The 24,176-nt window shown below is 58.7% G+C and carries 20 protein-coding genes; 7 read left to right on the top strand and 13 right to left on the bottom strand.

Annotated features, from left to right (window positions below; all coding sequences use genetic code 11):
- Nucleotides 1-11 precede the first annotated feature (11 nt).
- The 8 genes from C4S59_RS12665 to C4S59_RS12630 form a co-directional block, all read right to left on the bottom strand.
- Entirely contained in the window at nt 12-671 is a 660-nt protein-coding gene (locus C4S59_RS12665) for a hypothetical protein (RefSeq protein ID WP_103910898.1), read from the bottom strand.
- Nucleotides 672-673: 2 nt separating this feature from the next.
- Nucleotides 674-2,074 carry a selenium-binding protein SBP56-related protein gene (locus C4S59_RS12660; protein ID WP_103910897.1) on the bottom strand — a complete coding sequence of 467 codons (1,401 nt, stop codon included), beginning with the start codon at nt 2,072-2,074 and terminating at the stop codon, nt 674-676.
- A 124-nt stretch (nt 2,075-2,198) separates the two neighbouring features.
- On the bottom strand, nt 2,199-3,836 hold the full coding sequence (locus C4S59_RS12655; protein WP_200813227.1) for an acyl-CoA synthetase: 1,638 nt from the start codon (nt 3,834-3,836) through the stop codon (nt 2,199-2,201).
- Complete coding sequence (locus tag C4S59_RS12650; RefSeq protein ID WP_103910895.1) at nt 3,833-4,624, bottom strand: enoyl-CoA hydratase; 792 nt, start codon at nt 4,622-4,624, stop codon at nt 3,833-3,835. Before C4S59_RS12650 ends, C4S59_RS12655 begins: the two co-directional genes overlap by 4 nt.
- Nucleotides 4,625-4,633: 9 nt before the next feature.
- Entirely contained in the window at nt 4,634-5,080 is a 447-nt protein-coding gene (locus C4S59_RS12645; RefSeq protein WP_103910894.1) for an OsmC family protein, read from the bottom strand.
- 3 nt (nt 5,081-5,083) lie between these two features.
- Nucleotides 5,084-6,223 carry a glycine cleavage T C-terminal barrel domain-containing protein gene (locus C4S59_RS12640; protein ID WP_103910893.1) on the bottom strand — a complete coding sequence of 380 codons (1,140 nt, stop codon included), beginning with the start codon at nt 6,221-6,223 and terminating at the stop codon, nt 5,084-5,086.
- A 138-nt stretch (nt 6,224-6,361) separates the two neighbouring features.
- Nucleotides 6,362-6,865, bottom strand: coding sequence for an Lrp/AsnC family transcriptional regulator (locus C4S59_RS12635; protein WP_103910892.1), 504 nt, complete (start codon nt 6,863-6,865; stop codon nt 6,362-6,364).
- 472 nt (nt 6,866-7,337) lie between these two features.
- Nucleotides 7,338-8,234 (bottom strand): Abi-alpha family protein, encoded by an 897-nt coding sequence (locus C4S59_RS12630; RefSeq protein WP_103910891.1) that lies wholly within the window; start codon nt 8,232-8,234, stop codon nt 7,338-7,340.
- 188 nt (nt 8,235-8,422) lie between these two features.
- Here C4S59_RS12630 and ccoG point away from each other — a divergent pair, with 188 nt between their 5' ends.
- The 4 genes from ccoG to ccoS are packed head-to-tail and all read left to right on the top strand — an operon-like array spanning nt 8,423 to nt 12,580.
- Nucleotides 8,423-9,859 (top strand): cytochrome c oxidase accessory protein CcoG, encoded by a 1,437-nt coding sequence (gene ccoG / locus C4S59_RS12625; protein WP_103910890.1) that lies wholly within the window; start codon nt 8,423-8,425, stop codon nt 9,857-9,859.
- On the top strand, nt 9,856-10,314 hold the full coding sequence (locus C4S59_RS12620) for a FixH family protein (protein WP_103910889.1): 459 nt from the start codon (nt 9,856-9,858) through the stop codon (nt 10,312-10,314). Before ccoG ends, C4S59_RS12620 begins: the two co-directional genes overlap by 4 nt.
- A complete protein-coding gene (locus C4S59_RS12615) occupies nt 10,311-12,443 on the top strand; it encodes a heavy metal translocating P-type ATPase (protein ID WP_103910888.1) in 2,133 nt (710 codons plus the stop codon). The genes C4S59_RS12620 and C4S59_RS12615 overlap by 4 nt, the downstream gene beginning before the upstream one ends.
- A complete protein-coding gene (gene ccoS, locus C4S59_RS12610; protein ID WP_103910887.1) occupies nt 12,443-12,580 on the top strand; it encodes a cbb3-type cytochrome oxidase assembly protein CcoS in 138 nt (45 codons plus the stop codon). Before C4S59_RS12615 ends, ccoS begins: the two co-directional genes overlap by 1 nt.
- Here the strand turns inward: ccoS and C4S59_RS12605 are convergent.
- Nucleotides 12,577-13,236 (bottom strand): lysoplasmalogenase, encoded by a 660-nt coding sequence (locus C4S59_RS12605; RefSeq protein WP_103910886.1) that lies wholly within the window; start codon nt 13,234-13,236, stop codon nt 12,577-12,579. The genes ccoS and C4S59_RS12605 overlap by 4 nt on opposite strands.
- A 69-nt stretch (nt 13,237-13,305) precedes the next feature.
- Nucleotides 13,306-14,994: an NAD(P)H-dependent oxidoreductase subunit E gene (locus tag C4S59_RS12600; protein ID WP_103910885.1), complete on the bottom strand. Its 1,689-nt coding sequence runs from the start codon at nt 14,992-14,994 to the stop codon at nt 13,306-13,308.
- Between the two features lie 186 nt (nt 14,995-15,180).
- On the opposite strand from C4S59_RS12600, the gene C4S59_RS12595 reads away from it, so the two are divergent.
- The 3 genes from C4S59_RS12595 (at nt 15,181) to C4S59_RS12585 (ending at nt 17,634) form a co-directional block, all read left to right on the top strand.
- Nucleotides 15,181-16,191, top strand: coding sequence for an alkane 1-monooxygenase (locus C4S59_RS12595; RefSeq protein WP_103910884.1), 1,011 nt, complete (start codon nt 15,181-15,183; stop codon nt 16,189-16,191).
- A complete protein-coding gene (locus tag C4S59_RS12590) occupies nt 16,182-16,583 on the top strand; it encodes a hypothetical protein (protein ID WP_103910883.1) in 402 nt (133 codons plus the stop codon). The genes C4S59_RS12595 and C4S59_RS12590 overlap by 10 nt, the downstream gene beginning before the upstream one ends.
- Nucleotides 16,584-16,665: 82 nt before the next feature.
- Nucleotides 16,666-17,634: a pirin family protein gene (locus C4S59_RS12585; protein ID WP_103910882.1), complete on the top strand. Its 969-nt coding sequence runs from the start codon at nt 16,666-16,668 to the stop codon at nt 17,632-17,634.
- Between the two features lie 163 nt (nt 17,635-17,797).
- On the opposite strand, the gene C4S59_RS12580 is transcribed toward C4S59_RS12585, so the two are convergent.
- The 3 genes from C4S59_RS12580 to C4S59_RS12570 all read right to left on the bottom strand — a co-directional run bounded on the left by C4S59_RS12580 (nt 17,798) and on the right by C4S59_RS12570 (nt 24,105).
- Nucleotides 17,798-18,265 carry a copper chaperone PCu(A)C gene (locus C4S59_RS12580; RefSeq protein WP_103910881.1) on the bottom strand — a complete coding sequence of 156 codons (468 nt, stop codon included), beginning with the start codon at nt 18,263-18,265 and terminating at the stop codon, nt 17,798-17,800.
- 95 nt (nt 18,266-18,360) lie between these two features.
- Nucleotides 18,361-22,725, bottom strand: a complete 4,365-nt coding sequence (locus C4S59_RS12575; protein ID WP_103910880.1) for an ExeM/NucH family extracellular endonuclease — start codon at nt 22,723-22,725, stop codon at nt 18,361-18,363.
- Between the two features lie 177 nt (nt 22,726-22,902).
- Nucleotides 22,903-24,105, bottom strand: a complete 1,203-nt coding sequence (locus C4S59_RS12570; protein ID WP_200813226.1) for an acetyl-CoA C-acyltransferase — start codon at nt 24,103-24,105, stop codon at nt 22,903-22,905.
- Between the last annotated feature and the right edge of the window lie 71 nt (nt 24,106-24,176).

The following is a 24,176-nucleotide window of genomic DNA, read 5'->3' as shown; positions in this document are numbered from 1 at the left end:
TCGCAAGTTTGTCAGTGCATCGTCGCCAGCGACAGCGCCCCAACGAACACAAGACTCAGGGCCCAGACCAAGTCCAGGTTGAACCAGCTACGCGACAGCGCTTTCAGTCCGACCCAGCGATAAACGACATAGGCGAATATACCGCCAGCGATCACCATCGACAGCGTGTGAGCAAGGGCCACTAGTGCCGCAACACCAGTGTTGCCTGTCATCAAGCGCGCTGCCGCGGTGTGACCCGTGTCCGCGCCAATCGTCTGGCAAATGCCAAGGTAGATCGGGACCAACATCAGCCCTGCCCCGTGCGCCATGGCTGCCAGAAAAGACCAAAGCGCCAGACGCGATGGGGGTACACGCGCAAGAAACCTCGGATGGCGCCGATTGAACAACAGGTAGATGCCCAGCGCGATCACCAAGAGCGCGGCCCCGATCCGGATCGGATCCTGCCATTCGGCCAGAAACATCAGCGCACCGAATGGTAGCAAAACAGCCACCATGGCCAGAAGATGCCCCAGCGCCAAAGCGCCCAGCGCACGCCACAGGCTGCTGCGCTGGCGGTCCATCAAGGCCGCAGAGACGGCCAATGGCCACCCCATGCCCGGATTGACCCCGTGATACAGGCCAGAGACAACAACGGCCCCCCAGAGGGCCGTTGCGGTAAATGTGTCAATCATGTTCAGGCGGAGGGGTAGCAGAAGCTGTCTGTGGAACAGTCCCCGCCTTCCAGCCGGATCTGGTGGCTGCGATAGCCATCAGGGAACTCGACGTAGAAATCCTCGGCCAGTGTCAGACCGCCGTTTTCGCCCACATGCGCCATAACCATCTGGCCACCTTCGTCGTCGGGGTAGAACTGGTCATCCCACGTCGAATACAAAGAGTTCGTCCAGTAGACGCGTTTGCCGTCGCGGCTGATCTCGACCATCTGCGGACCGTACGCAAAGGGCTTGCCGTTAGGATGTTTGGCCCCACGCGCGATGCCGCCCAGTTCGACCTTGCCGGTCAGTTTCGGATTGAATGGATCGCTGACGTCGTATTGGTGCATCTCGCCCAGGCCCCAACAGGCAACGTACAGGTATTTGTCGTCCAAACTCAGGTCGATATCCGTGACCAGCGGCGGGACGGCCTCAAACCCTTGCAGCAGCGGCGGTAGGTTTTCTGCCTTTTCGGGGCGTGGATCGATGGTGATGACCTTTTTGGCGTCGAATGTTCCGTCGTCCTTTTGCCACCACGTAAAGATCGCGCCTTGCAGGTTGGTTGTGTCGACGACGACACCGCAAAAGCCATAATCCTTGGACGGATCATGCGCAGGACGGATTTCCAAAGCCATCTGGTGATTTGCACCCAGATCGATGGTTTGCACATTCTTCCGCTCACGCAGCTTCCAGAAGTGGATTTTGTGGCCGTATTTGTTGCTTAGCAGATCCTCGGCAACGATGCCGTTTTCGAACTGCGGCGGCAGGCCCCATTCAGAGGAGACCATGTAATCGCGCGGCAGGTTCCACCAGAAATCATAGTGTTTGTCCTGCTCGCCACGGTCCATTTCGTAGCGCCCCAAAACCTCGAAGGTTTCGCAGTCCATAATGAAAATACCCGGAGGTCCGTCAGTGCCATCTTCGCCACCGCCACCCAGCGTGCTGACGTAGATGCCTTCGGGACCGCAGTGGATTGTGTGGGGGCGGGAATAGCCTGTTTTCGAAAAGACTTCTTCGGGTTCAATGATTTTATGAATTTTTGCCTTAAGCGGCTCTTTGACGTCGATCACGTAAATGCGCGACGACCGGATGCCGGGAACAATCAAATAACGCCGTTCAAGAAAGGCATGGCCCGACAACGGTGACAGAGACGAGGAACAGGCGTTCCAGCCGAAGTGATGAAATTCATCGCCCTTGTTCGGCATGATGACCTGATGAACGATCTGTCCGTAGGTCTTGGAATTCGGGTCGACATCGACCACCGCCACACCATCGGGCTGGTTTCCGTCGGGGGACAACATCAGCGTAAAGGCCAGCGTTTCCGCCGGCGCCTCCATCGCCAACTTCGGGGTTGCGTGGAACGTTGGGTCCGGTCTTAGATTCATGGTTTCTCCTCCCTATGAATTATTATCGTTTTAACTTTCGTGCTTCTGTCTCTTTCTTTCTGTGTTCAGTTTTCCAACTCTGCCATAAATTGCAGAGTGGACGAAGCATTCTGTACGAATTGCGTCAGGCTGGCGCAGGTTCGCGCAGCTGATCACGCAAGGAAAACTTCTGAATTTTTCCGGTAGAGGTGCGCGGGATCGGCGCAAAGACGAAATGGCCGGGCACCTTGTAATGCGCCAGATGCGCGCGGCACCATGCCTTCAGTTCGTCCGCATCCACCTGCTGACCCGCATTCAATTCGACAAAGGCGCAGGGGGTTTCACCCCATTTTTCATGCGGCATTGCGACGACGGCAACAACCGCCACAGCATCATGCCGATACAGCACCTCTTCTACCTCGATTGACGAAATATTCTCGCCGCCCGAAATGATGACATCCTTGGATCGGTCCTTCAGCTGGATGTAGCCGTCGGGATGCACAACCCCGAGGTCGCCGGAATGGAACCACCCGCCTTTGAATGCCTCTTCTGTGGCTTTGGGATTGCGGAAGTATCCCTTCATCACAACGTTGCCGCGAAACATGACCTCGCCCATTGTTTCGCCGTCGCGCGGGACGGGTTGCATGGTTTCCGGATCAAGAACATCCAACCCTTCCAAGGGAAGGTAGCGCACCCCCTGCCGCGCCTTTAACCGCGCTTGTTCGGCGCGCGGCAGGTTGGACCATTCCGCATGCCAGTCGTTGACGACCGCAGGCCCGTAGGTTTCGGTCAAACCGTACAGATGGGTCACGTCAAAGCCGGCTTCCTTCATATCCGCCAAAAGCTTTTCCGGTGGGGGCGCTGCCGCGGTGAAGAACTGGACAGGAGTGTCCAAGGTGCGCTTGACCGCGTCAGGGGCCGAAATCATCAGCGACATCACAATCGGCGCCCCGCATAGATGGGTGACGCCCTCTTCTGCCAGTGCCGACCAGATCGGCTCAGCGCGCACCTGCCTTAGACAGACGTGCGTGCCGATGATCGCGGACATGGTCCAAGGGAAACACCAGCCGTTGCAGTGAAACATCGGCAGCGTCCACAGATACACAGCATGTTTGGCCATCGACGCGGTCAGCGCATTTCCCTGAGCCAGCAAATAGGCACCGCGATGATGTGTGACGACGCCCTTCGGATCCCCTGTCGTGCCCGATGTGTAGCTGATCGCGATGGCATCCCATTCATCCTCTGGCATCAACCACTTAAATGCAGGATCGCCGGATGCCAAAAAGGCCTCGTAGTCTTGCAAATCGTGCGAAGCACGCGGGCCGTCGAATTCAGCATCATCATAAACGATGATCGTCGGGGTCGCAGAACAGAGCTTCAACGCCTCGTTCAGCAACGGCAGAAACTCTGCGTCCACAATCACCATCTGCGATAAAGCATGATCCAGTTGGAACGCGATGATCGCTGCATCAAGGCGCGTGTTGATCGCGTGCAAGACCGCGCCGCACATAGGGACACCGTAATGGCATTCCAGCATCGCGGGTGTATTCGCCAACAACGCCGACACCGTCTGACCGCGACCGATGCCCTGCCCTGACAACGCCGATGCCAATTGGCGCGACCTTGTGTAGAAATCAGCATAGCTTCGCCGCAGCTTCCCGTGGACGATCGCGGTATGGTTCGGAAAAACAAGCGCCGCGCGTTCCAGAAAACCAATCGGCGTCAGCGGCTGGTAGTTCGCCGGATTGCGATCAAGATCGGTGTTATAGGGATTTCCCATCATGCGTCCTGCCATTCGGGGGCACGTTTTTCGATGAAGGCGCCGATGCCCTCTTCGGCGTCACGCGCCAACATGTTGTCGACCATCACACGCGACGCGTAATCATAAGCGTCTGCCAGAGGCATCTGCGCCTGCGCGTAGAAGGCACGCTTGCCTGTCGCGAGGGTCATGGACGATTTCGATGCGATCTTGCGCGCCATGGCCATGACGTCGTCTCGCAATGCATCGGGGCTTGTGCAGCGGTTCACCAACCCGATTTCTGCCGCCCGTTCGGCAGACGTCATGTCACCGGTCAGCAGCATTTCCATCGCGTGTTTGTTCGAAACATTGCGCGACAAGGCCACCATCGGCGTCGAACAGAACAGCCCGATGTGAACGCCAGGCGTGCTGAATTTGGCCGTATCGGCGGCAACGGCCAGATCGCAGCTGGCAACCAACTGACACCCGGCCGCCGTTGCGATGCCTGTCACTTCGGCAATGACAGGCTTGGGGCAGTTCACGATGCCCTGCATGACCGACGAACACTGCGTCAGGATGCGGGTGAAATACGCGCGACCGCGGTCCTCTCCCGTGCGCCCTGCCGTCATCTCCTTAAGGTCGTGACCCGCGCAAAACGCAGGGCCGTTGGCCGCAAGAATGATGACCCGCACCTTCGGATCGCGCCCCGCATCGTCAAAGGCTGTGCCAAGTTCGGTTAGCATCGCCTCGGACAGGGCATTGCGTTTGGCCGCGTCGTTCAAGGTCAGGCGCAATACGCCATCAGAGTCGAGATCGCGCAGAAGAATGCTCATGCTGGTCCCTTAAAAGATGTTGATTTCAACGCTGTCCGCCAACGTGTTAGCGATAAAGCAATAGCGGTGTGCACGGTCCTGCATTTGGGACAGCGCCTCGTCCGTGACCGCAAAGCCCGAGTCAAAGCGCACCACCGGATGCAGATCGATCCGCGTGACCGACATCTGGCCTTTGGGGTTCTTACCCAGATGCGCCACAGCGTGATCGGAATAGCCCGCCACCGGCCAGCCTGCCTTGGCCGCAAGCGCAAGGAAGGTCATCATGTGACAACTGGACAAAGCCGAGGCCAGCGCCTGTTCAGGGTTTGTGTTGCCCGGATCCCCGCCCCAATCAGGGGCGGCATCCACGTCGATATCAAAGCGCGCGCCAAAGGAAACGCGATGCGCGGCAGAGTATTTGCCTGGAAGCAGGTCGGTTCCGTCCCGCTGCCAGTGCAGATCAATGGCAAGCGACATGGATCACGCCGCCGCCAGCGATTTCTTCGGATCGAAGAACGGGCGTTCGACCACGGTCGCCGTTGTCGGACCTGCGGGCAGAACGACCTCTAGCTGCATACCCAGATGCGCATGATCGACGGACACCATCGCCAGCGCGATGTTCTTTTCCAGGCGCGGGGAGTAGACCGCAGAGGTCACCTTACCCACCTCTTCGCCGCCATGGGACACCGGCCAGAAAGTGGTGTTCGGGCCTTTCAGCGGCTCACCATCGATGATCAAACCGATCTGCTTGCGCGTCACGCCTTCTTCACGAATACGCTTGAGCGCAGCTTTGCCGACGAAATCCGCCTCCATGTCCAGATTGCAAAGGCGATCCAGCCCCAGTTCGAACGGGTTGGTGTTGATGTCTGCATCCGCGTGGTACGATAGCATACCGCCCTCGATCCGGCGGATCGACGAAGTGTGGCCCGGCTTCAGGCCGAATTCCATACCGGTCGCCATGATACGTTCCCACAGCGCGTCGCCTTTCGATCCGTCACGCAGGTACAGTTCATAGCCCAACTCGCTGGACCAGCCTGTGCGGGACACGATCAGCGGGATGCCATCAAGGTCGACTTCACGCATCCAGTAATACTTCAGGTCCATGATGTCGTCGCCGAACAATGCGCGCATGATCTCGCCCGACTTGGGGCCCTGCAATTGCAGCGGCGAGACGTCGGGTTCGCAGATCGACACGTCCATGCCCGAGTGCACCGCCAAACCCTGCGCCCACAAAAGGATGTCGCTGTCTGCCAGCGAAATCCAGAAGTGGTTTTCCGCCAGGCGCAGCAGGATCGGGTCGTTCAGGATTCCGCCATCTGCGTTTGTGATCAGGATATATTTGCACTGACCAACAGCCATCTTGGACAGATCGCGCGGCGTCATCATCTGAACGAACTTGGCCGCGTCCGGACCGGTGATCTCGACCTGACGTTCGACCGCCACGTCGCACAGGATCGCGTCGTTGACCAAAGACCAGAAGTTCTGTTCCGGATCACCGAAGTCGCGCGGGATATACATATGATTGTAAACCGAAAATCCCTTGGCGCCCCAACGCACAGTGGCGTCGAAATAGGGGGATTTGCGGATCTGCGTGCCAAAGCCGAAGTCGTCTGCGTGCATGAATAGCGCCCTTCTAACTCTCCGGATCAGTCGTCCGGAAACGGTGGATGATGGCGCTTATTTAGGCGGCAATTTTCGTGTGATGTGGTCTGAAAATCGGATGAACGCGGACCGTTCAGGCTAAAAATTCTGCCGCTCTCAGACCGTTCGGTCGCGCGGCACACTTCCGGCCAGTTTGGCGATGTTCGGACGGCTCGCCTTCACGACCCGAGTCGCGAAATAGGTCATGTAGCGGTCCACGGAAATGTCGGCATCCAGCATGTCCTGCATCAGCGCCTGAAAATCGGCAAGCGTCGGGCAGATCGCTTTCATCACGTAATCCATCCCCCCACCGGTCGAGATACATTCGGTGATATCGTCCTGTGCTGCGACCCATGCCTCGAATCGTTCGAAATCGGCCTTGCGGTGATGGGTCAGGGACACCGTCACGACGACTTGGGTAAAATTACACAGCTTTTCGAGAGCGACCTCGGCCCGATATCCACGAATGAATCCTGCGGCCTTGAGCCTGTCCAACCGCGCCCAACATGGCGTGGCAGAGATATTCACAATCTCGGAAAGACGTGTTTTGCTCAGTTGCCCGTGGTTCTGAACCGCGGCGAGTATGCGGATATCCGTGGCGTCGAGGCCGATCTTTTTCACCGAACGTGACCTTTCTCTGTGCACCAAAGAAGAGAACCGCCTTTAGGCCAAGGCGGCAAGTCTGTTTGTCCTTTAGAGCCTTCGCCCCGAAATGCCATGCATTTTCCGACACGAACTGTTCAGGAAGCGGCGAAACGTGCGTGGTCTGGAGCCGTCATCATGGCCCCATACGTCGCACCCGCCTTCATGGGCCTGATCCTTACCCTGCCCATTCTGGGACACACGACATGGCATTTGTATGAGAAGGCGGTGGGGTAGGTTGGGATCGATTGACCTAAACTCGAATCCCCAATTCTCTCTTTTTTTTAGTTCGAGACGAACACGGATAATAGTAGCAGCCAGTAAAATGTTGCCAGTCACCATTTACGTGCTTTGGCCACTCTAAACAATGCGGCGCACCTAGCGGTCATTAGCGAAAAATGGTCGTGATTTAACAATCCGAAACCAAATTGAATGCTCATATGCACCCAAGTTAAGCGTCAAGTATTCCTAGCTTCTTCGCAATCTCAACCCCCGAAACACTAAGTTCGAAATTGGCTTTATTCGAAACAAATTGATTTCTGAATGGTCGTGCAGAAAATTTCGTTCTGCTATCAACGAGTTCTCTGATTTTATCCGTCAAATCACTGAAGGCACTGTCAAGTCCATCGGCATTGACATTCATACCGCGCCTGAATGGCATTTCGTCAAAGAAAATGTGAACTTCCTTGCCTTGAATAAGGTTAAGCCTCAGAAGCTCTGATTTCGAAATCTCAAGCTGGACATCTCCCTTTACGCTCTCCCACAACTTGTCGATCTCTGAGCTCAACTGATCTTTTTCACCTTCAAGGCTGCCTTCATCAAAGTTTTGTTCGATTTCATTTGGAGCAAGAAAATCTTTATGTCGTACTAGTCTAGATTGACCTTGCGGAAGCTCTAAGCGGTACATTTTCGCGAGTAACAAGAAAACTTGTGCGGCGTCTGGGCTCATTTGTTCCAGAACAGAGGCGACTGATCTAGATGATAAGATGGATTCTCCGCTCTCGCACATGGCCCCCGCTAGAAGTCTCGCCCACAAGTCGGAAAGGTCAGCGTCGTCTTCTTTCGAAATCCCATCGAAAAGAGCTAACATTTCCCCGTACGGCAAGGAGTGCGCTTGAGATAGGTCTATTCCTTTATTCTCGATATGTGCCGCAGTCTTCTCAAGCCCATTAATCAAGTTTCTAACTCGCCAAAGCTTGACGCGATCACCAACCAATGCCCCAAATATGTCTGACGCTGTATCCTTGATGCCCGGTGTCATACCTGCAGCCGCCGCAGACAGTACTTTTGCAGCCCCTGGTGGCAGGTGCTCGGCGATGTTCGTCAAAGCGTTTTCTTCGCTGTTCATTCAAGCCAACCTTTTTTGTAGATAAGCACTGTGCACGCGATGATGCAGAAACGCAAAGGCGCATATTCTTTAAGTAATCGTCGCGCAGTAAAACCACTCCAACTCCCCCCCCAACTTGACCTGAGTCAATTCGCCTGACGCTCCCCCGCTCTATGAAGGGGAAAATTCACAAACAGGACCCTTGTGAAATGAGCGATCAGCCGTCCGCGAGCCTCTATGCTGCGCGAGAGCCCATCTTTCCCCGCCGTGTCTCGGGCAAGTTCCGCACCCTCAAGTGGTGGATCATGGCCGTCACCCTTGCGATTTACTATCTGACGCCGTGGATCCGCTGGGATCGCGGGCCGAACCTGCCGGATCAGGCGGTGCTGGTCGATCTGGCCGGTCGGCGTTTCTACTTCTTCTGGATCGAGATCTGGCCGCACGAGTTCTATTTCGTCGCGGGCCTTTTGATCATGGCGGGTTTGGGGTTGTTTCTGTTCACCTCGGCCCTTGGGCGTGTGTGGTGTGGCTATACCTGCCCCCAGACCGTCTGGACCGATCTTTTCATTCTTGTCGAACGCTGGGTCGAAGGCGACCGCAACGCGCGTGTGCGCTTGTGGAACGCCAAGTGGGACCTGCACAAACTACGGCTTCGGTTGACCAAATGGGTTCTGTGGTTGCTGATCGCCGTGGCGACGGGCGGCGCGTGGGTGTTTTATTTCGCCGACGCGCCGACCCTGATGCGTGATCTGTTCACGCTTCAGGCCGCCCCAGTTGCCTACACCACCGTCGCCATTCTGACCGCGACCACCTTTATTTTCGGTGGTTTCATGCGCGAACAGGTCTGCATCTACATGTGCCCCTGGCCGCGTATTCAGGCGGCGATGATGGACAACGACACCCTGACCGTGGCCTATCGCGACTGGCGCGGTGAGCCGCGTGGCAAACACCGCAAGGCCGAAGGTGCCGAGAACCTTGGTGCCTGTATCGACTGTAACGCTTGCGTCAACGTCTGCCCCATGGGGATCGACATTCGTGACGGCCAGCAAATGGCCTGTATCACTTGCGCCCTGTGCATCGACGCCTGTGACGAGGTGATGGAGCGCACCGGTCAGGAGCGCGGTTTGATCGACTATCTCGCCCTGTCCGACACCCCGCGCGAAATGGCCGGTGAAAAGCCGCGTCCGATCTGGCAGCACGTGTTCCGCCTGCGCACCATCATTTACACCGCCCTGTGGGCGTTGATCGGTGTGGGTCTGGTTTGGGCGCTGTTCATCCGCTCGGACATCGACCTGACAGTCGAACCGGTGCGCAACCCGACGTATATCACCCTGTCCGATGGCGCGGTGCGCAACGTTTATAACCTGCGCATCCGCAACCTTGCCGCAGATGACCGCGAATTCCGTGTGCTTCTGTCGTCGGACGAAATCCTGCGGATCGATCTGGAAGATACTGGTGCGTCCTCGCCCAACCATGTGGTGGTGCCCGCCAACGAAACCCGCAGCGTTCGGGCCTATGTCACGGCGCGTCCGGATGATACTGCTGCTATGGCAGACCGCACGGACCTGAGCCTGTGGATCGAGGATGTGATTACCGATGCCCGTTCGGGCGAAGCCACCGTCTTTAATGGAAAGGACACACAATGACCGCACGTAAAATCACCGGCTATCACGTCTTTGCCGTATTCGCGCTGGCCTTTTCCATCATCATCGGTGTGAACGTCACCATGGCGGTCAACGCGGTCCGCACCTTCCCCGGCATCGAAAGCAAGAACAGCTATATCGACAGCCAGACATTCAACGAACGTCGTGCCGCGCAAGAGGCGCTGAACTGGGATCTGGATGTCGCTTTGGCTGCACGCGAGATCGAGGTGCGGTTCGACGATGGCCATGGCCCCATCCAGCCGCAGAACCTGAAGGCCGTTCTGGGCCGCGCGACCGAACGTGAAGACGACATCGCGTTGAACCTGATCTACGTCGGAGGCAGCCATGTCGCGCCGATCCCCGAACTTGGCGCTGGCCGCTGGGTGCTGCGCCTTGAGGCAGAGGCCGAAGATGGCACGGCCTTCCGCAAGGATGTGAAGCTTTGGGTGACTGAATGACTATCTCTGCCTGCCCTGCCTGCACCGCTGCACCGATGGCGGAAAGCACCGCACAGCGCGGCAGCGATGCTGCGCCGACGCATGAATTGGTGCTGCCGCATATCCACTGCGCGGGCTGTATCCGGACGGTGGAGACTGTGCTGGCCAACCAGCCCGGCATCCAGTCTGCCCGTGTAAACCTGACCCAAAAGCGCGCGCGTATCGTTGCCGTTGAGGCCGCCGATCCTTTGGCATGGATCGATGCGCTGTCCCGTGCGGGGATCGAAGCGCATGAAAGCACCGGTCAGACGCTGACCGACGATGCTGGTCGCGCGCTGATCGTGCGTCTGGGCGTGTCGGGTTTTGCGATGATGAACGTTATGCTGCTGTCCGTAGCCGTCTGGTCGGGCGCGACGGATGCGACGCGGGATATGTTCCATTGGATCAGCGCATCCATTGCGCTACCTGCCGCGATCTTTTCCGCCCAACCGTTTTTCGTGAACGCATGGAGCGCGTTGCGGGTGCGCCGCCTGAATATGGACGTGCCGATTTCGCTGGCGATCCTGCTGGCCTGCGGCATGTCACTTTATGAAGTGATGGCGGGCGGGGATCACGCCTATTTCGACGCGGCGCTGTCGCTGACGTTCTTCCTGTTGGCGGGCCGTGTGCTGGATCAGCGGATGCGCCGTGCGGCACGCTCGGCCGCCAAGGATCTGGCGGCGATGGAGCCGACACGTGTCACACGGATCGAGGAGGGCCATCACGTCAGCCGCCCCCTGACCGAGATTGCGGTAGGAGATCAGCTGTGGCTGACTGCGGGTTCACGCCTGCCCGTCGACGGCACTTTGGACGTGGCCGAGGCGCGGCTGGATCGATCGATGCTGACCGGCGAGAGTGATCCGGTGATGCGTCACCGTGGGGCGGCGCTTCAGGCGGGGGAAACCGTTCTGGGCGGCCCGATCCAGATCACCGCGACGGCAGTGGGTGAAGACACCACATTGCGTCGTATGGCACGCCTTGTGGGCATCGCCGAAAGCGCGAAGTCGGCCTACACCGGTCTGGCAGACCGCGCGGCGGCGATCTATGCGCCTGCGGTTCACCTGATCGCTTTTGGTGCGTTTGTCGGATGGGTTTGGGCCACCAGTGACATCCGTCTGGCCCTGAACATCGCCGTTGCGACCCTGATCATCACCTGCCCCTGTGCGCTCGGGCTGGCGGTGCCAGCCGTCGCGACAGCGGCAACGGGACGTCTGTTCCGCAACGGGATGCTCGTGACATCAGACACGGCATTAGAGCGGCTGGCCGAAGTGGACGTGGCCGTGTTCGACAAAACAGGCACGCTGACCCGTGCTGTTCTGCTGACACCCGACACCCTGCCCGATGACTTGCACCCTGTGCTGCTTGGACTGGCACAGGCATCGCATCACCCGCTGGCCCAAAGCCTTGTGCGGGCGCTTGGGGATGTAACTGCGGCAAAGCTGACCGATATCCGCGAAGTGCCCGGTGAGGGCGTCAGCGCCGATTGGTTTGGTGCTCAGGTCTGGTTGGGCCGCGACCCTGCGGACAACAGCGGTGACACCGTGTTCTGCGTAAACGACACCTGCTATGCCCTGCCCCGCAGCGAAGAGCTTTTGCCGAACGCACGCGAAGTCGTTGGGAAACTGAAAACCATGGGCCTGCCTGTGTACCTTCTGACAGGTGACCGGTCGGATAAGGCGCAAGCGATCGCCCAGCAACTGGGCGTGGACGGCGTCACCGCCGGAGTGACACCGGAAGACAAGCTGCGTCAGGTCACCAACCTGACCGAGGCCGGTCACAAGGTGCTGATGGTGGGCGATGGTCTGAATGACACAGGCGCCATGGCCGCGGCCCATGCCTCGATCGCGCCGGGAAGCGCGTTGGAAGCCAGCCGCAATGCCGCTGATGTGGTGATCGTCTCGGGTGCGCTGACAGGCGTGACCCAAGCCATCGCCACATCCCGTTCGGCCCGCAAACGCATTCTGGAAAACTTCGGACTGGCGGCCAGCTATAACGCCGTGGCGATCCCGCTGGCGCTGATGGGCTTTGCGACACCGTTGATGGCGGCGCTTGCCATGTCGCTTAGTTCCGTTACCGTGATCCTGAACGCGCTCAGACTGAAGGACAGCTGATGAACATCCTTGTGATCCTTGTGCCCTGTTCCCTGCTGTTGGGTCTGTTGGCCCTTGCCGGTTTTCTTTGGACGATCCAATCCGATCAGTACGATGACCCAGACGGCGATGCGAACCGTATTCTGAACGACGATTAAGCAAAGCCGGTCGGCAAAAACGCGTAGGTTAAACAGGCCTGCGCGATCCAGTAGGTCGACCAGACGATATACGGCGCCACCTTTTGCAGGCGCGATGCGTCGGACAGAACGAACAACTCCTGTGCCAGTACCAGATCGGACAGAATAAACACGCCTGCCCCGATCTTGGCCCAGACCAGCCGTCCGGTCGCAGGCAGGACAAGCGCAACAGCACCCATCGACAGAATGATCGGGATATAGGCCATCACAGGCCAACGCAGTTTGCCTGCGCGCGGAAAAAGCTGAACGGCGACCAGAGCGCCCAGAACGCCCAACAGCATGATGACCCAAGGCGCGGGGTGCAGATACAGCCGTTCGGGCACCGCCAGCGGATGCGTCAGAAACAGACCGACATATAAAAGATGTCCCGCGGCAAAGGATGCAACGCCCAGTTTGAACGCCAGCTGGCTGTCGCGCGAAATCAGCCAGTCACCCAAGGCCGAAACCGCCAGTGCTGCGACAAGCGCCCATGGTCCGCCCGCCAAAAGCGCACCCACCGACAAAGCCGCGATGGATGCCGTTTTGATTACAGATTTCAGATAGCTTTCTTCAGCGTGGCAAAACCGAACAAGGTAAACCACAGAGGCAAGCGCACCGATTCCCCACCAAACAGCCATACAGTCCTCCCCAATGCGCGGAGAGGCTAACCATATACATATCCTGATTAGTAGGTCGGAAGGCCGAACCTATCCGATTTCCCCACTAAAATGCTTGATTGTCAGCCGTATTGGGTTGGGGGCGGCCTGTCCAAGGCCACAAATCGAGGCATCGACCATGGCTTGTGACAATTCTTCAAGCAGATCGGTGTTCCACGTTTCCGCCTGCATCAGCTTGACCGCTTTTTCACAGCCGACACGACAGGGCGTGCACTGGCCACAGCTTTCGTCTTCAAAGAAGCGCAGCATGTTCAGGGCGGCGTCACGGGCACTGTCCTGATCGGACAGGACAACAACAGCCGCCGAGCCGATGAAACTGCCGTGCGGTTGCAGCGTATCGAAGTCCAGCGGGATGTCATCCATCGATGCGGGCAACAGACCCGAGGACGGACCGCCCGGCTGATAGGCCTTGAAGGTCTGGCCATCCAGCATGCCGCCTGCGGCCTCGATCACGTCCAGAATGGTCGAACCGGCAGGCAACAGATGCACGCCGGGGTTCTTCACACGGCCTGACACGGAATAGGACCGCAGCCCTTTGCGACCGTTCTTTTCAACCGACGACAGGACCTCGGCCCCTTCGCGGCAAACGCGGGCGACCCAGTAAAGCGTTTCGACGTTATGAACCAATGTGGGACGATCAAAGATACCGACCTGCGCCACATAAGGCGGGCGGTGGCGGGGCATGCCGCGCTTGCCTTCGATCGATTCAATCATCGCGGATTCTTCGCCGCAGATATAGGCGCCAGCGCCACGGCGCAGATCAATATAGCCTGCCTCGACGATGCCAGCATCTTCCAGTGCCGCGATTTCACGGCGCAGGATTTCCAGCACGGCGGGGTATTCGTCGCGCATGTAGATGAACGCCTTTTCCGCCTCGACCGCCCAAGCGGCGATCAGCATGCCTTCCAGGAACAGATGCGGCGTGCGCTCCAGATAGTAGCGGTCTTTGAACGTGCCCGGTTCGCCTTCGTCACCGTTCACAGCCAGATAACGGGGGCCGGCATTGCCGCGCACAAAGCCCCACTTCTTGCCAGACGGGAAACCCGCGCCACCAAGGCCACGCAGGCCGGATGCCAGGACCTTGTCCTGCACCGCTTCCCAATTGCCGTTTTCACGCAGGTCTTTCAGCGTGGCATAGCCACCCTCGGCTGCGTAGGCATCGTATGTTTCATAGTCGGGGACATGGGCGTGGGTGTCGCCTGCTTTGATCGCGGCTTCGACCTTTTCGACAGTGGCATTGTCGATGTGGTTGTGACCCAGTTCCAGAACCGGCGCGGTATCGCAGCGGCCCATGCAGGGCGCGCGCAGCACGCGAACCTCGGACGCGTCCAGACCGCTTTCCAGCGCCTCGCGCAGCTGTTCCGCACCGGCCAGTTCGCAAGACAGTGAATCGCAGACGCGGATCGTCAGCGCGGGCGGCGGGGCCTCGTCTTCTTTGACCACATCGAAATGGGCGTAGAAGGTCGCGACCTCATAGACCTCGGCCATGGCCAGTTTCATTTCTTCGGCCAGCGCGCGCAGATGGGCGGCAGACAGATGGCCGAATTCATCCTGAATCAGGTGGAGATATTCGATCAGCAGATCGCGGCGGCGCGGACGGTCGCCCAGAAGATCACGGACCTCGGACCAAGAGGTATCAACCAGCTGGCGTCCCTTGGGTGTCCCACGGCCTTTGCCGGGTGCCTTTTTCCATACGCCTTTTTGTTCGTCCAAAGCCATCAAGCTCTCCTTCCCGAATTGACTGACAACTTACAGCGCCTCAGCCGTTGGGGTGTATTGAAAAGCGACACCTGTTCGGGACGAAACGGCTTATTCCGGCCAAAATTCGATCCTACGGGTGACGGAATTTTCCGATAGGCGTATCATGTTCTTTGCACCGGACTTAACACAGCCAAAAGGATGTAGATGACCCGCTTTGTTCTGATCACACTTGGAATGGTCGCTTTGCTGGCCCTTTCGCTGGTCTTTGGCGGGGTCTGGGCGTGGGCCGCGCTGTTCTACATCACTGTGTTCACCTTCTTTACGGACAAGCTTGCCGCTATGGCCGCGCCCGAACGTCCCGATCAGGAATTTCCGGCGGGTCACGGCCTGTCGACCTTTCTGGCGTTGGTGCATTTCCCGCTTCTGTTCGGCGGTGCGCTGGTGCTGTCGTCAGGCACGTTGGGTTGGGCCTATGGCGTGCCTGCCTTCTTCGCGCTGGCGCTGTTTTTCGGCCAGGTGTCCAATTCCAATGCGCACGAACTGATCCACCGCGCCGACAGGTTGGGGCACCGTCTAGGCGTGGCGGTCTATGTCAGTCTGCTGTTCGGCCATCATGCCTCGGCCCACCCACGGGTGCACCATATCCACGCGGCAACGGACCGCGATCCGAATTCGGCCAAGCTGGGTGAAGGGTTCTATGCCTTTGCGATCCGCGCGTGGTGGGGCAGTTTCCGCGAAGGTCATCGCGCCGAAACCGCCTTTCGCGGGCGCAAGTCAAAGGGCGGCGGGATACACCCTTACAAGATTTACGGCGCAGGGGCGTTGGTCTGTCTGGCGGTTATCACGCTGGCTGGCGGTGGCCCTGCATTGGCGGTCTACGTCGGGCTGGCTGTTTATGCGCAACTCCAGTTGATGCTGTCGGATTACGTTCAACACTACGGTCTGCGCCGCAAGAAACGCGAAGATGGGCGCTATGAACCTGTCGGGCCGCAACACAGCTGGAACGCGCCGCACGGGTTTTCGTCGGGTCTGATGCTGAACGCGCCCCGCCATTCGGACCACCACGCCAACCCGACGCGCAGCTATCCGAACCTGACGCTGGACCGTGCGGCGATGCCGATCCTGCCGCATTCCCTGCCGGTGATGGCGGTGCTTGCGCTGCTTCCGCCGGTCTGGCGCAACATCATGGACAAGAGGGCAAAGAAATGGGCGTAACAATTCGCTTGGTGGCTGCCTGTTTGGCTTTCGCAGTTCCGGCAGCCGCACAATCGCCGATGTCCGCGTCCGAGTTCGAGGCCTACACCACGGGCAAAACGCTCTATTTCGGGCAGGACGGCATGGCCTATGGGGCAGAACGCTATCTGCCGGACCGTCGTGTCCAGTGGTCTTTCCTTGATGGCGACTGCAAGGATGGCTTCTGGTACGAAGAAAACAGCCAGATCTGCTTTGTCTATGAAGACAACCTTGACCCGCAGTGCTGGACGTTCTTCCACGCCCCTACTGGCCTGCGGGCGATTTTTGAAAACGACCCCGAGGCCACGACGCTGTACGAGGCGCAACAAGACAGCAAACCGATGCTTTGCTACGGACCGGATGTGGGTGCTTAATACTTGTGCAAATACGCACATTATCAACCATACCCACACCACCCTGTGCGCCCTACCTTAGGCGCAACCACAGGAGCGTCACATGAGCTGGAACCCCACCATCGACCCGAACACGGTCAACCCCGACAGCATCGACACGGTGATCATCCCCCGTGCCCGCGACATCGGCGGGTTCGAGGTGCGACGCTCTTTGCCCACGCCGCGCCGCCAAATGGTCGGGCCCTTTATCTTTTTCGACCAGATGGGACCGGCCGAGTTTCTGACCGATCAAGGTATCGACGTGCGCCCGCACCCGCATATCGGCTTGGGGACCGTGACCTACCTGTACCAAGGCGAATTCCAGCACCGCGACAGTCTGGGCACCAACCAGATGATCTATCCCGGTGAAGTGAACTGGATGCTCGCAGGGCGCGGCGTGACCCATTCGGAACGCACCGGCGACGATGCCCGCCGCACCGGCCACAGCCTGTTCGGCATCCAGACATGGGTTGCCCTGCCGGAAGACCGCGAAGACATGGCACCGGATTTCGAACACCACAAGAAAGAGGCCCTGCCCCTTTTGTCAGATCGCGGCGCGACGGCGCGACTGATCCTTGGGGATGCATGGGGTGCTGCGTCGCCCGTCACCATGCAGTCCGAGATTTTCTATGCAGACGTGGTGCTGGAACCGGGCGCGACCCTGCCGCTACCGGACAACCACGAAGACCGCGGAATCTACATCACCCAAGGTGCAATCGAAGTGGCGGGCGAGACCTTTGACACGGGCCGGATGATGGTGTTCCGCCCCGGCGACCGGATCAGCATCAAGGCAGGCCCGCAAGGCGCGCGTCTGATGGCGCTCGGTGGAGCAACGATGAACGGACCGCGTTACATATGGTGGAATTTCGTCTCATCCTCGCCCGAGAAGATCGACGCCGCGAAAGAGGCATGGAAAACCGCCGACTGGTCGAACGGCCCGTTCCATCTGCCCCCCGGCGATGACGACGAATATGTGCCGATCACACCCGACATGGAGCGGATGAAGATCAAGAACAGGCCCCCGAAATCATGAGACAAAATTGACTTCTGTATCAAAACGCACAGAAGTCAAAACAACTGCAGGTTAGCGTCTGATGGTATGCAGAACTTGGGCCGCGGGATGGCGAGCGATCGCGAGACACCCCCAGTGCCTCGCGGCCCAATTTTGCATACATCTCTTTTGAAATATCGGACGATTAGTGACCTGCGCCGTGATCCATCGGTGGTTCGGCGCGGCGGTTGATGACCGTGAAGTCCACGGCAACCTCACCCGCCTTTTCAAAGACCAGCGTCGCTGGAACAGCTTCGCCTTCCTCGAACGGATCGCCATTCAACCCCATGAACATGATGTGCAGCCCGCCGGGTTCGAAATTGACCGTGTCACCTGCCGCGATGGGCACTGACATTTTGTGCACCATGCGCGCGACGCCGTTTTCCTCGACGGTTTCGTGCATCATCGCCTGCATGGGATCGGACTTGACCGCCAGCAACACATCATCTGTGTCGCCCATGTTCCTAACCGTCAGATAGCCCGCGCCACTGGGGGCCGATTTCGGTGTTTCATAGGCATAGGCACCGGTCACCATGATGTCGCCATGGTGCGCCATCTCTGCCGATAGCGGAGCCGCCAGCACGACAAAGGCCAATGACAGTCTACGAAGCATACGCCCATCCTTTCATGTAAATCGGGCAGACCCGCAAAGGCCTGCCCGAAAAACGTATCACGCTGCACCGCAGAAACAAGCCTGCGATGACGGCTTTAGGTAAAGATCAGCGTATCGAACTCGACCCCGATGATCAGCGGGTCATGATCGGACGATGCATAGACCCCGTCATTGTAGAAGGCCGGATCGTTGAAGCTGGTATCGTAGTTGATCAGGTCCGGTTCATCCGCATTGATGTGCCATTCCGTGACGCCCGTCACGCTGCCCGCGAACGCCGCATCGGCAAGCCCCTGATCCAGCGTGCCCCGCTGGCCGTCAAAGACATAGGAATAGGCCACGTCCTGACCGATAAAGGCATCGATCAGATCGACATAGCCTGCATCGTCATCAAGGAACTGAACCGGGTCTTCTTCGGCATAGGCGTTCATGTCACCCAGAAGCAGGACATTGTCGACGCCGCCGCCGTTGTAAACGGTGCTGATGAACGTATCGAGCTCTTGCGCGGCCTCGGTACGGACACCGTTCCAGAAGCCCTGACCATCACCCTGATCAAAGTTCGGATCCGCCAGCAGCGCATCAAGCTGCGCCTGCGTGATGTCCGTGCCGCCCGCATCCAGATGGGCCTGCGCCGCATCTGCCAGATCCTGCAAGCCGCTGTCACCTTTGGATTTGAAGTGCGACGAGGCAACGGTAAACGTCTGGCCTGTGGCGTTGTCGATGAAGGTGGCCACGACCGTCGGGCGGTTGCGGTCGAAATCGTCGACCACAGAAATGCCCAGCGCCGTCTGGATTTCATCCGCAATTGCAAAGGTCGTCGCTGCCGAAGGTTCGTCATAAACGATGTATTCCGAATGCAGCAGCGTCACCGCGTTGGCGTCATAGATGATGCCGGTGGTAATCGCGTCGGTGCCGATAAAATCACCTGTGCCCGTCGGATCGACATAGGCATAGTTCGCGGCGGTGCCTTCGGCGTTCAGCTGATCCACCAAGGTCCCGATCGCAACGGTGCCGTTGTTCTCAATCTCTTGCAGCGCGATGACCTCGGCGCCGGTGCCGATGATGCCATCGACAATCTTGGACGACTGGCGTTCGAATTCTTCTGCCGTGTCCGCACCGCGCGGATTAAGCGTGCCATCCGGTCCGGTGCCTGCGCCCGGCTCATCAATCGTGGTGAAGTAGTTCAGCACGTTATAGGACGCGATCTGGAGCGTACCGCCCACATCCGCAGGCGCATCGGTCCGCGCGCCTGTGTTTGTGGTTTCGTCGATCTGCAACGTCTCGGTCACGATGACACGGTACTCTCCAAAGCCGTAGGACATGATGCCTTGGATCGGTGCCTCGATCTCGGCGCCCAGACGGATCGTGCTGCCTGCGTCGCTGAAATCGTCTGTGCTGTTCAGAACGCCGTCGCCATCGTCACCCGGACCGCCCGGCAGATAGTTGAAACTGCTCGGGTTCTGGGAGTCGACGCCATCATCCAGAAGCAAGCTGTTGTTCTCATTCGCCTCTTGCAGGGCATCGATTTCAGCGGCCTGTGTCTGGGCATCATAAAGCTGCGTCGGCTGGTACTGGTTGCCGGACGACACGGTGATCTGGCCAAAACGGTCAAGGTTGAAATTGGTGATGACCGTCAAAGGATCAGCCGTGCCGCTTTCGACCAGCACCTGCATGCCTTCATAGGCTTCGTAATTTTGCGCCATATCCGGCGACAGGGTGATCGTGGCTGGTGTCGGCATGACGTTGGTCGTGGTGACAAACTCGGTGCTGGTCGCCGCGATTTGGGTCTGGCCAAAGAATTCGCCAACCGTTCCCGTGACCGTCATCACGTCGCCAAGGCTTACAAGGTCACCGCCGCCAGTGAAGACAAAGATGCCTTCCGAGGTCAGCAAATCGCCGTCCGCGTCGATATCTTCTTCCTGAAGGAAGAAACCGTCGGTCGTCACATACGTCACCACCGCGGTTACGGACACGGATTGGCCGAGCAACAGGCTGTCACCACCCTGCCCCTGAATTTCCGAGATTTTGACCGCCGTCGCGTCGGGGCCCGGATCGCCTTCGGTATTCGCAGCACCGCCAGTGTTTTCAGAAGGCGCGCTCCACGTGCCATCTTCGTTCCGCTGAAGCGAGAAACCGACAGGCGTGCTATTGTCCTCGAACACACCGATGTCTTCGGACGTCAGCCCAATCGCTGTGCTGTCCGTGGCCGTGAATGTGCCCTCGTAGGACAGGAATTCTATCACTTCGCCATTGTCGACCAGCGCGAGGCCGTCGGGCGATCCGTTCTGAATGCCAAGGAAATTCAGCTTGTAATAGTCATACGTGCCGTCACTGGTCGGCGTCCTGTTCCCCAACAGCGAGCGACCATACAGCGCGCCGGTGCTACCGTTATATAGCTCGACGCTCATGGCCGAAACATCGGTTCCAGCGGCGACACGAACCTCGATGAATTCGCCTGTATCTCCATCAACGTTGTCATAATGAAGCTCGTTGATCCGCGGCGTCAGGTCCACTGGCCCGTCATTCGACGCACCGGGCGTGCCCAGATCACCGTCGCCAAAGGCATCTTCGGCTGTGGTCCAGTTGGCCCCGACATTGTTGTCCAGCGTCACATCAATCAGCTCCATCGACGCGCCGGTTGGATCGGGGAAGTTCGGGCCGTCGTCGTATTCGACGCGGTCGATCTCAACGCTGTTGGTATCGGTCAGAACAATCTCGTCGGCACCATTGGCAAGGAACATGCCGCTGTATTCGTAATCGACAGGGACGCCGCCGTTTGTCGCGGTATCGGCGTTGTTGCCAAGCACCAGATACCCGCCAGCAGGCACGATCAGCGGACCACCATTGTCGATGACAAAACTGTCGAAATCATTGTCCGACACGGTCCAGCCGTTGATATCCACCGGCTCGGTGCCAGCGTTGTAGATTTCGAAATACTCACCTGCGCTGTCTGCCACAGCAGAGGGATTCTGCATGATCTCGGTGATCACGATTTGGGCAGGTTCGACCACCGGCACGTTTTCGGCACCGGATGTGTTTTCCTCGGGTTCACGCCATGTGCCATCGTCGTTGCGCTGAAGCGAGAAGCCGACAGGTGTCGAACCAGCCTCAGAAACACCGATATCGGTCGAGGTCATGCCAGCAGCCGCACCATCTATCGCATCAAGCGAGCCTTCGTATGACAGGAACTCGATCACCTCGGGGCCGTTGGTCAGAACGATGCCATCGGGGCTTCCGTTTTGCAGACCGTTCGTGGGCAGGTTGATCACATAGTAATCATAGGTGCCGTCGCTGGTCATGTCGGTGCCGTTGACGGCGATCGTGTTGTAGACAAAGCCGGTGGACCCGTTGACCAGTTCGACCGTCAGGAAAGACACATCATCACCCGCAGCAGTGCGGATTTCGATGAACTCGCCGGTGTCCGAACCATCGTTGTCGTAGTGGAATTCGTTGATGCGCGCGTCGATGACGGGCAGTTCCAGAACATCCGCCACAGTTACCGCGACATCTGCACTGTCGGTGCCGCCGAATTCGTCGGTGGCCGTGACCGTCACGTTATAAACGTTGTCCGTGCCGTCATCCTCGGGCGCCTCAAAATCGGGGGCTGTGATAAACGACAAAGTGCCGGTCGTCTGGTCAATCGTGAACAGAGCTTCATCCGCGCCGGACAGGCTGTAGGTCGCGGTCGTGCCATCCACATCCGTGACCTGAGCGGTCGTCACGTCGGTTGTGTTTTCGTCAATTGTGACGGCGCTGGCGATGGTCAGAACCGGATCGTCGTTGGTGCCTGTGACCGTCACGGTCACCGTCGCGACATCGGTGCCGCCCAGCCCGTCATCAACGGTATAGGTAAACGTGTCTGTGACCACATCGCCCTCGGCCAGCGCGTCAAAGGCCGTGTCAGGGAAGTAAACCACGTTGCCGTCCACCAAAGACACCGACGCCCCCAGCGCCGAGGTCGCGTCGACCGCGATGATGACCATCCGGTCACCGTCAAATTCCACATCGTTGGCCAGAAGATCGGCACCCGCGATGGTCAGTTCGACATTTTCAACAGCGGCGGCAGTGTCATCGCCTGCCAGAACCGCGTTGTTCGTGCCATCCAGATAGTAGGTGTAGTCGTCCGCCGCGAAATAAAGCGCTTCCACGTCTTTCAGCGATGTACTTCCGGTGGTGGGGGCGCCTTCCAGCGCGGCGATCATCGCAAAGCGGGACAGGTGGTTCAGACCGTCGCCAATGTCGTAATCCAGAACCGAGCCTTCGAAGGACACAACATCAAAGCCCTGACCGCCGTCGATATAATCGTAGCCGCTAGACCCCAGAATGACATCATCGCCACGACGGCCCCAGATGAAATCCGTGTCTTCCGTTCCGGCCAGAGTATCATCACCCTGAGTTCCGAAATCTTTATTCAAATTAAACACAAAGCGGCCTTTGCCGCTAAACGACGCGCGTCCAAACATAGTAATCCCCCCGGATTAAAATCAAACTGCTTTAAATTGGCTTTGCAGCTTGCTGTAACAAATGGATGACCAAAGTCGGTTTAACTGCAAACCAATTTTACCAGTCAGTCAAGCTTACGTTGAGTAATCCCGGGGTGATGCCAGTTTTGGGGGCAATTAATGTTTCTGGAATGGAGCTTAATGCTCCATTTCCAACGCGATTGCTGTCGCTTCGCCACCACCGATGCAGATCGAGGCGATGCCCCGACGCGCCTTGCGGGCCTTCATCGCGCCCAGCAGCGTCACAAGGATTCGCGCGCCAGATGCACCGATAGGATGGCCCAAGGCCACCGCGCCGCCGTGCACGTTCAACCGGTCCCGATCAATCCCGCAGGATGACATGGACGCCATGGCAACCACGGCGAAGGCTTCGTTGATTTCGAACAGTTCGACCTCGTCCAGCGACCAGCCGATTTTTTCAGCCAGCTTTTGCTTGGCGTAGATCGGTGCCGTGGTGAACCAGCCCGGCTCGCCCGCATAAGCCGCGTGGCCGACGATGCGGGCGATGGGGGTCAGGCCCAAAGCCTCGGCCTCGGATGCGCGGCCCAGAACCAGCGCTGCCGCCCCGTCGTTGATTGACGAAGACGACGCTGCCGTGATGGTCCCGTCTTTGGCAAAGGCGGGCCGCAGGTTCGGGATTTTTGACGGATCAATGCGCTGCGGGCCTTCATCCTGCGTCACGGTCTGTTCGCCCTTACGGGTGCGCAACGTCACTGGCGCGATTTCCCAGTCAAAGCTGCCCTCCGACGCGGCCTTTTGGGCGCGCGTCACGCTTTCAATCGCGTATTGATCCTGCAAATCGCGGGTGAACTGGTATTTCCGCGCGCAATCCTCGCCAAAGGTGCCCATAGAACGGCGAGTGCCGTCCGGCGCGATGTCATAGGCATCTTCCAGACCGTCCAGCATCATATGATCCAGCATCCGGTCGTGCCCGATCCGCGCACCGCCGCGGGCCTTGGGCAACAGATACGGCGCGTTGGTCATGCTTTCCATGCCACCGGCCACGGCCAAATCGATACTGCCAACCTTGATCGCGTCGTGGGCCTGCATCACGGCCTTCATCCCCGATCCGCAGACCTTGGACACCGTCGTGCAAGGCGTCGCTGTGGACAGACCCGCCCCCAGCGCCGCCTGCCGTGCAGGTGCCTGGCCCAGACCGGCGGACAACACGTTGCCCATCAACACTTCATCCACGCGTTCCGGCGCGATGCCCGCCTGCTCAACAGCCGCGCGGATCGCGACCGACCCCAGTTCGGTGGCCGACAAAGGCGAAAACGCCCCCTGAAACGCCCCCAACGGCGTACGCGTCGCCCCAAGGATCATTACCGGTTCTGCTGTCAGATCGCGTGGCATGTCTATTCCTCCCTCACTTGGGTACAGACTGCGCTTTTCGCGCCGAAGCGCAAGCAAAA

Origin of the sequence: Thalassococcus halodurans, from assembly GCF_900108225.1 — a bacterium.
Lineage (GTDB): Bacteria > Pseudomonadota > Alphaproteobacteria > Rhodobacterales > Rhodobacteraceae > Thalassococcus > Thalassococcus halodurans.
This window is presented reverse-complemented; position numbering and strand designations above follow the sequence as displayed.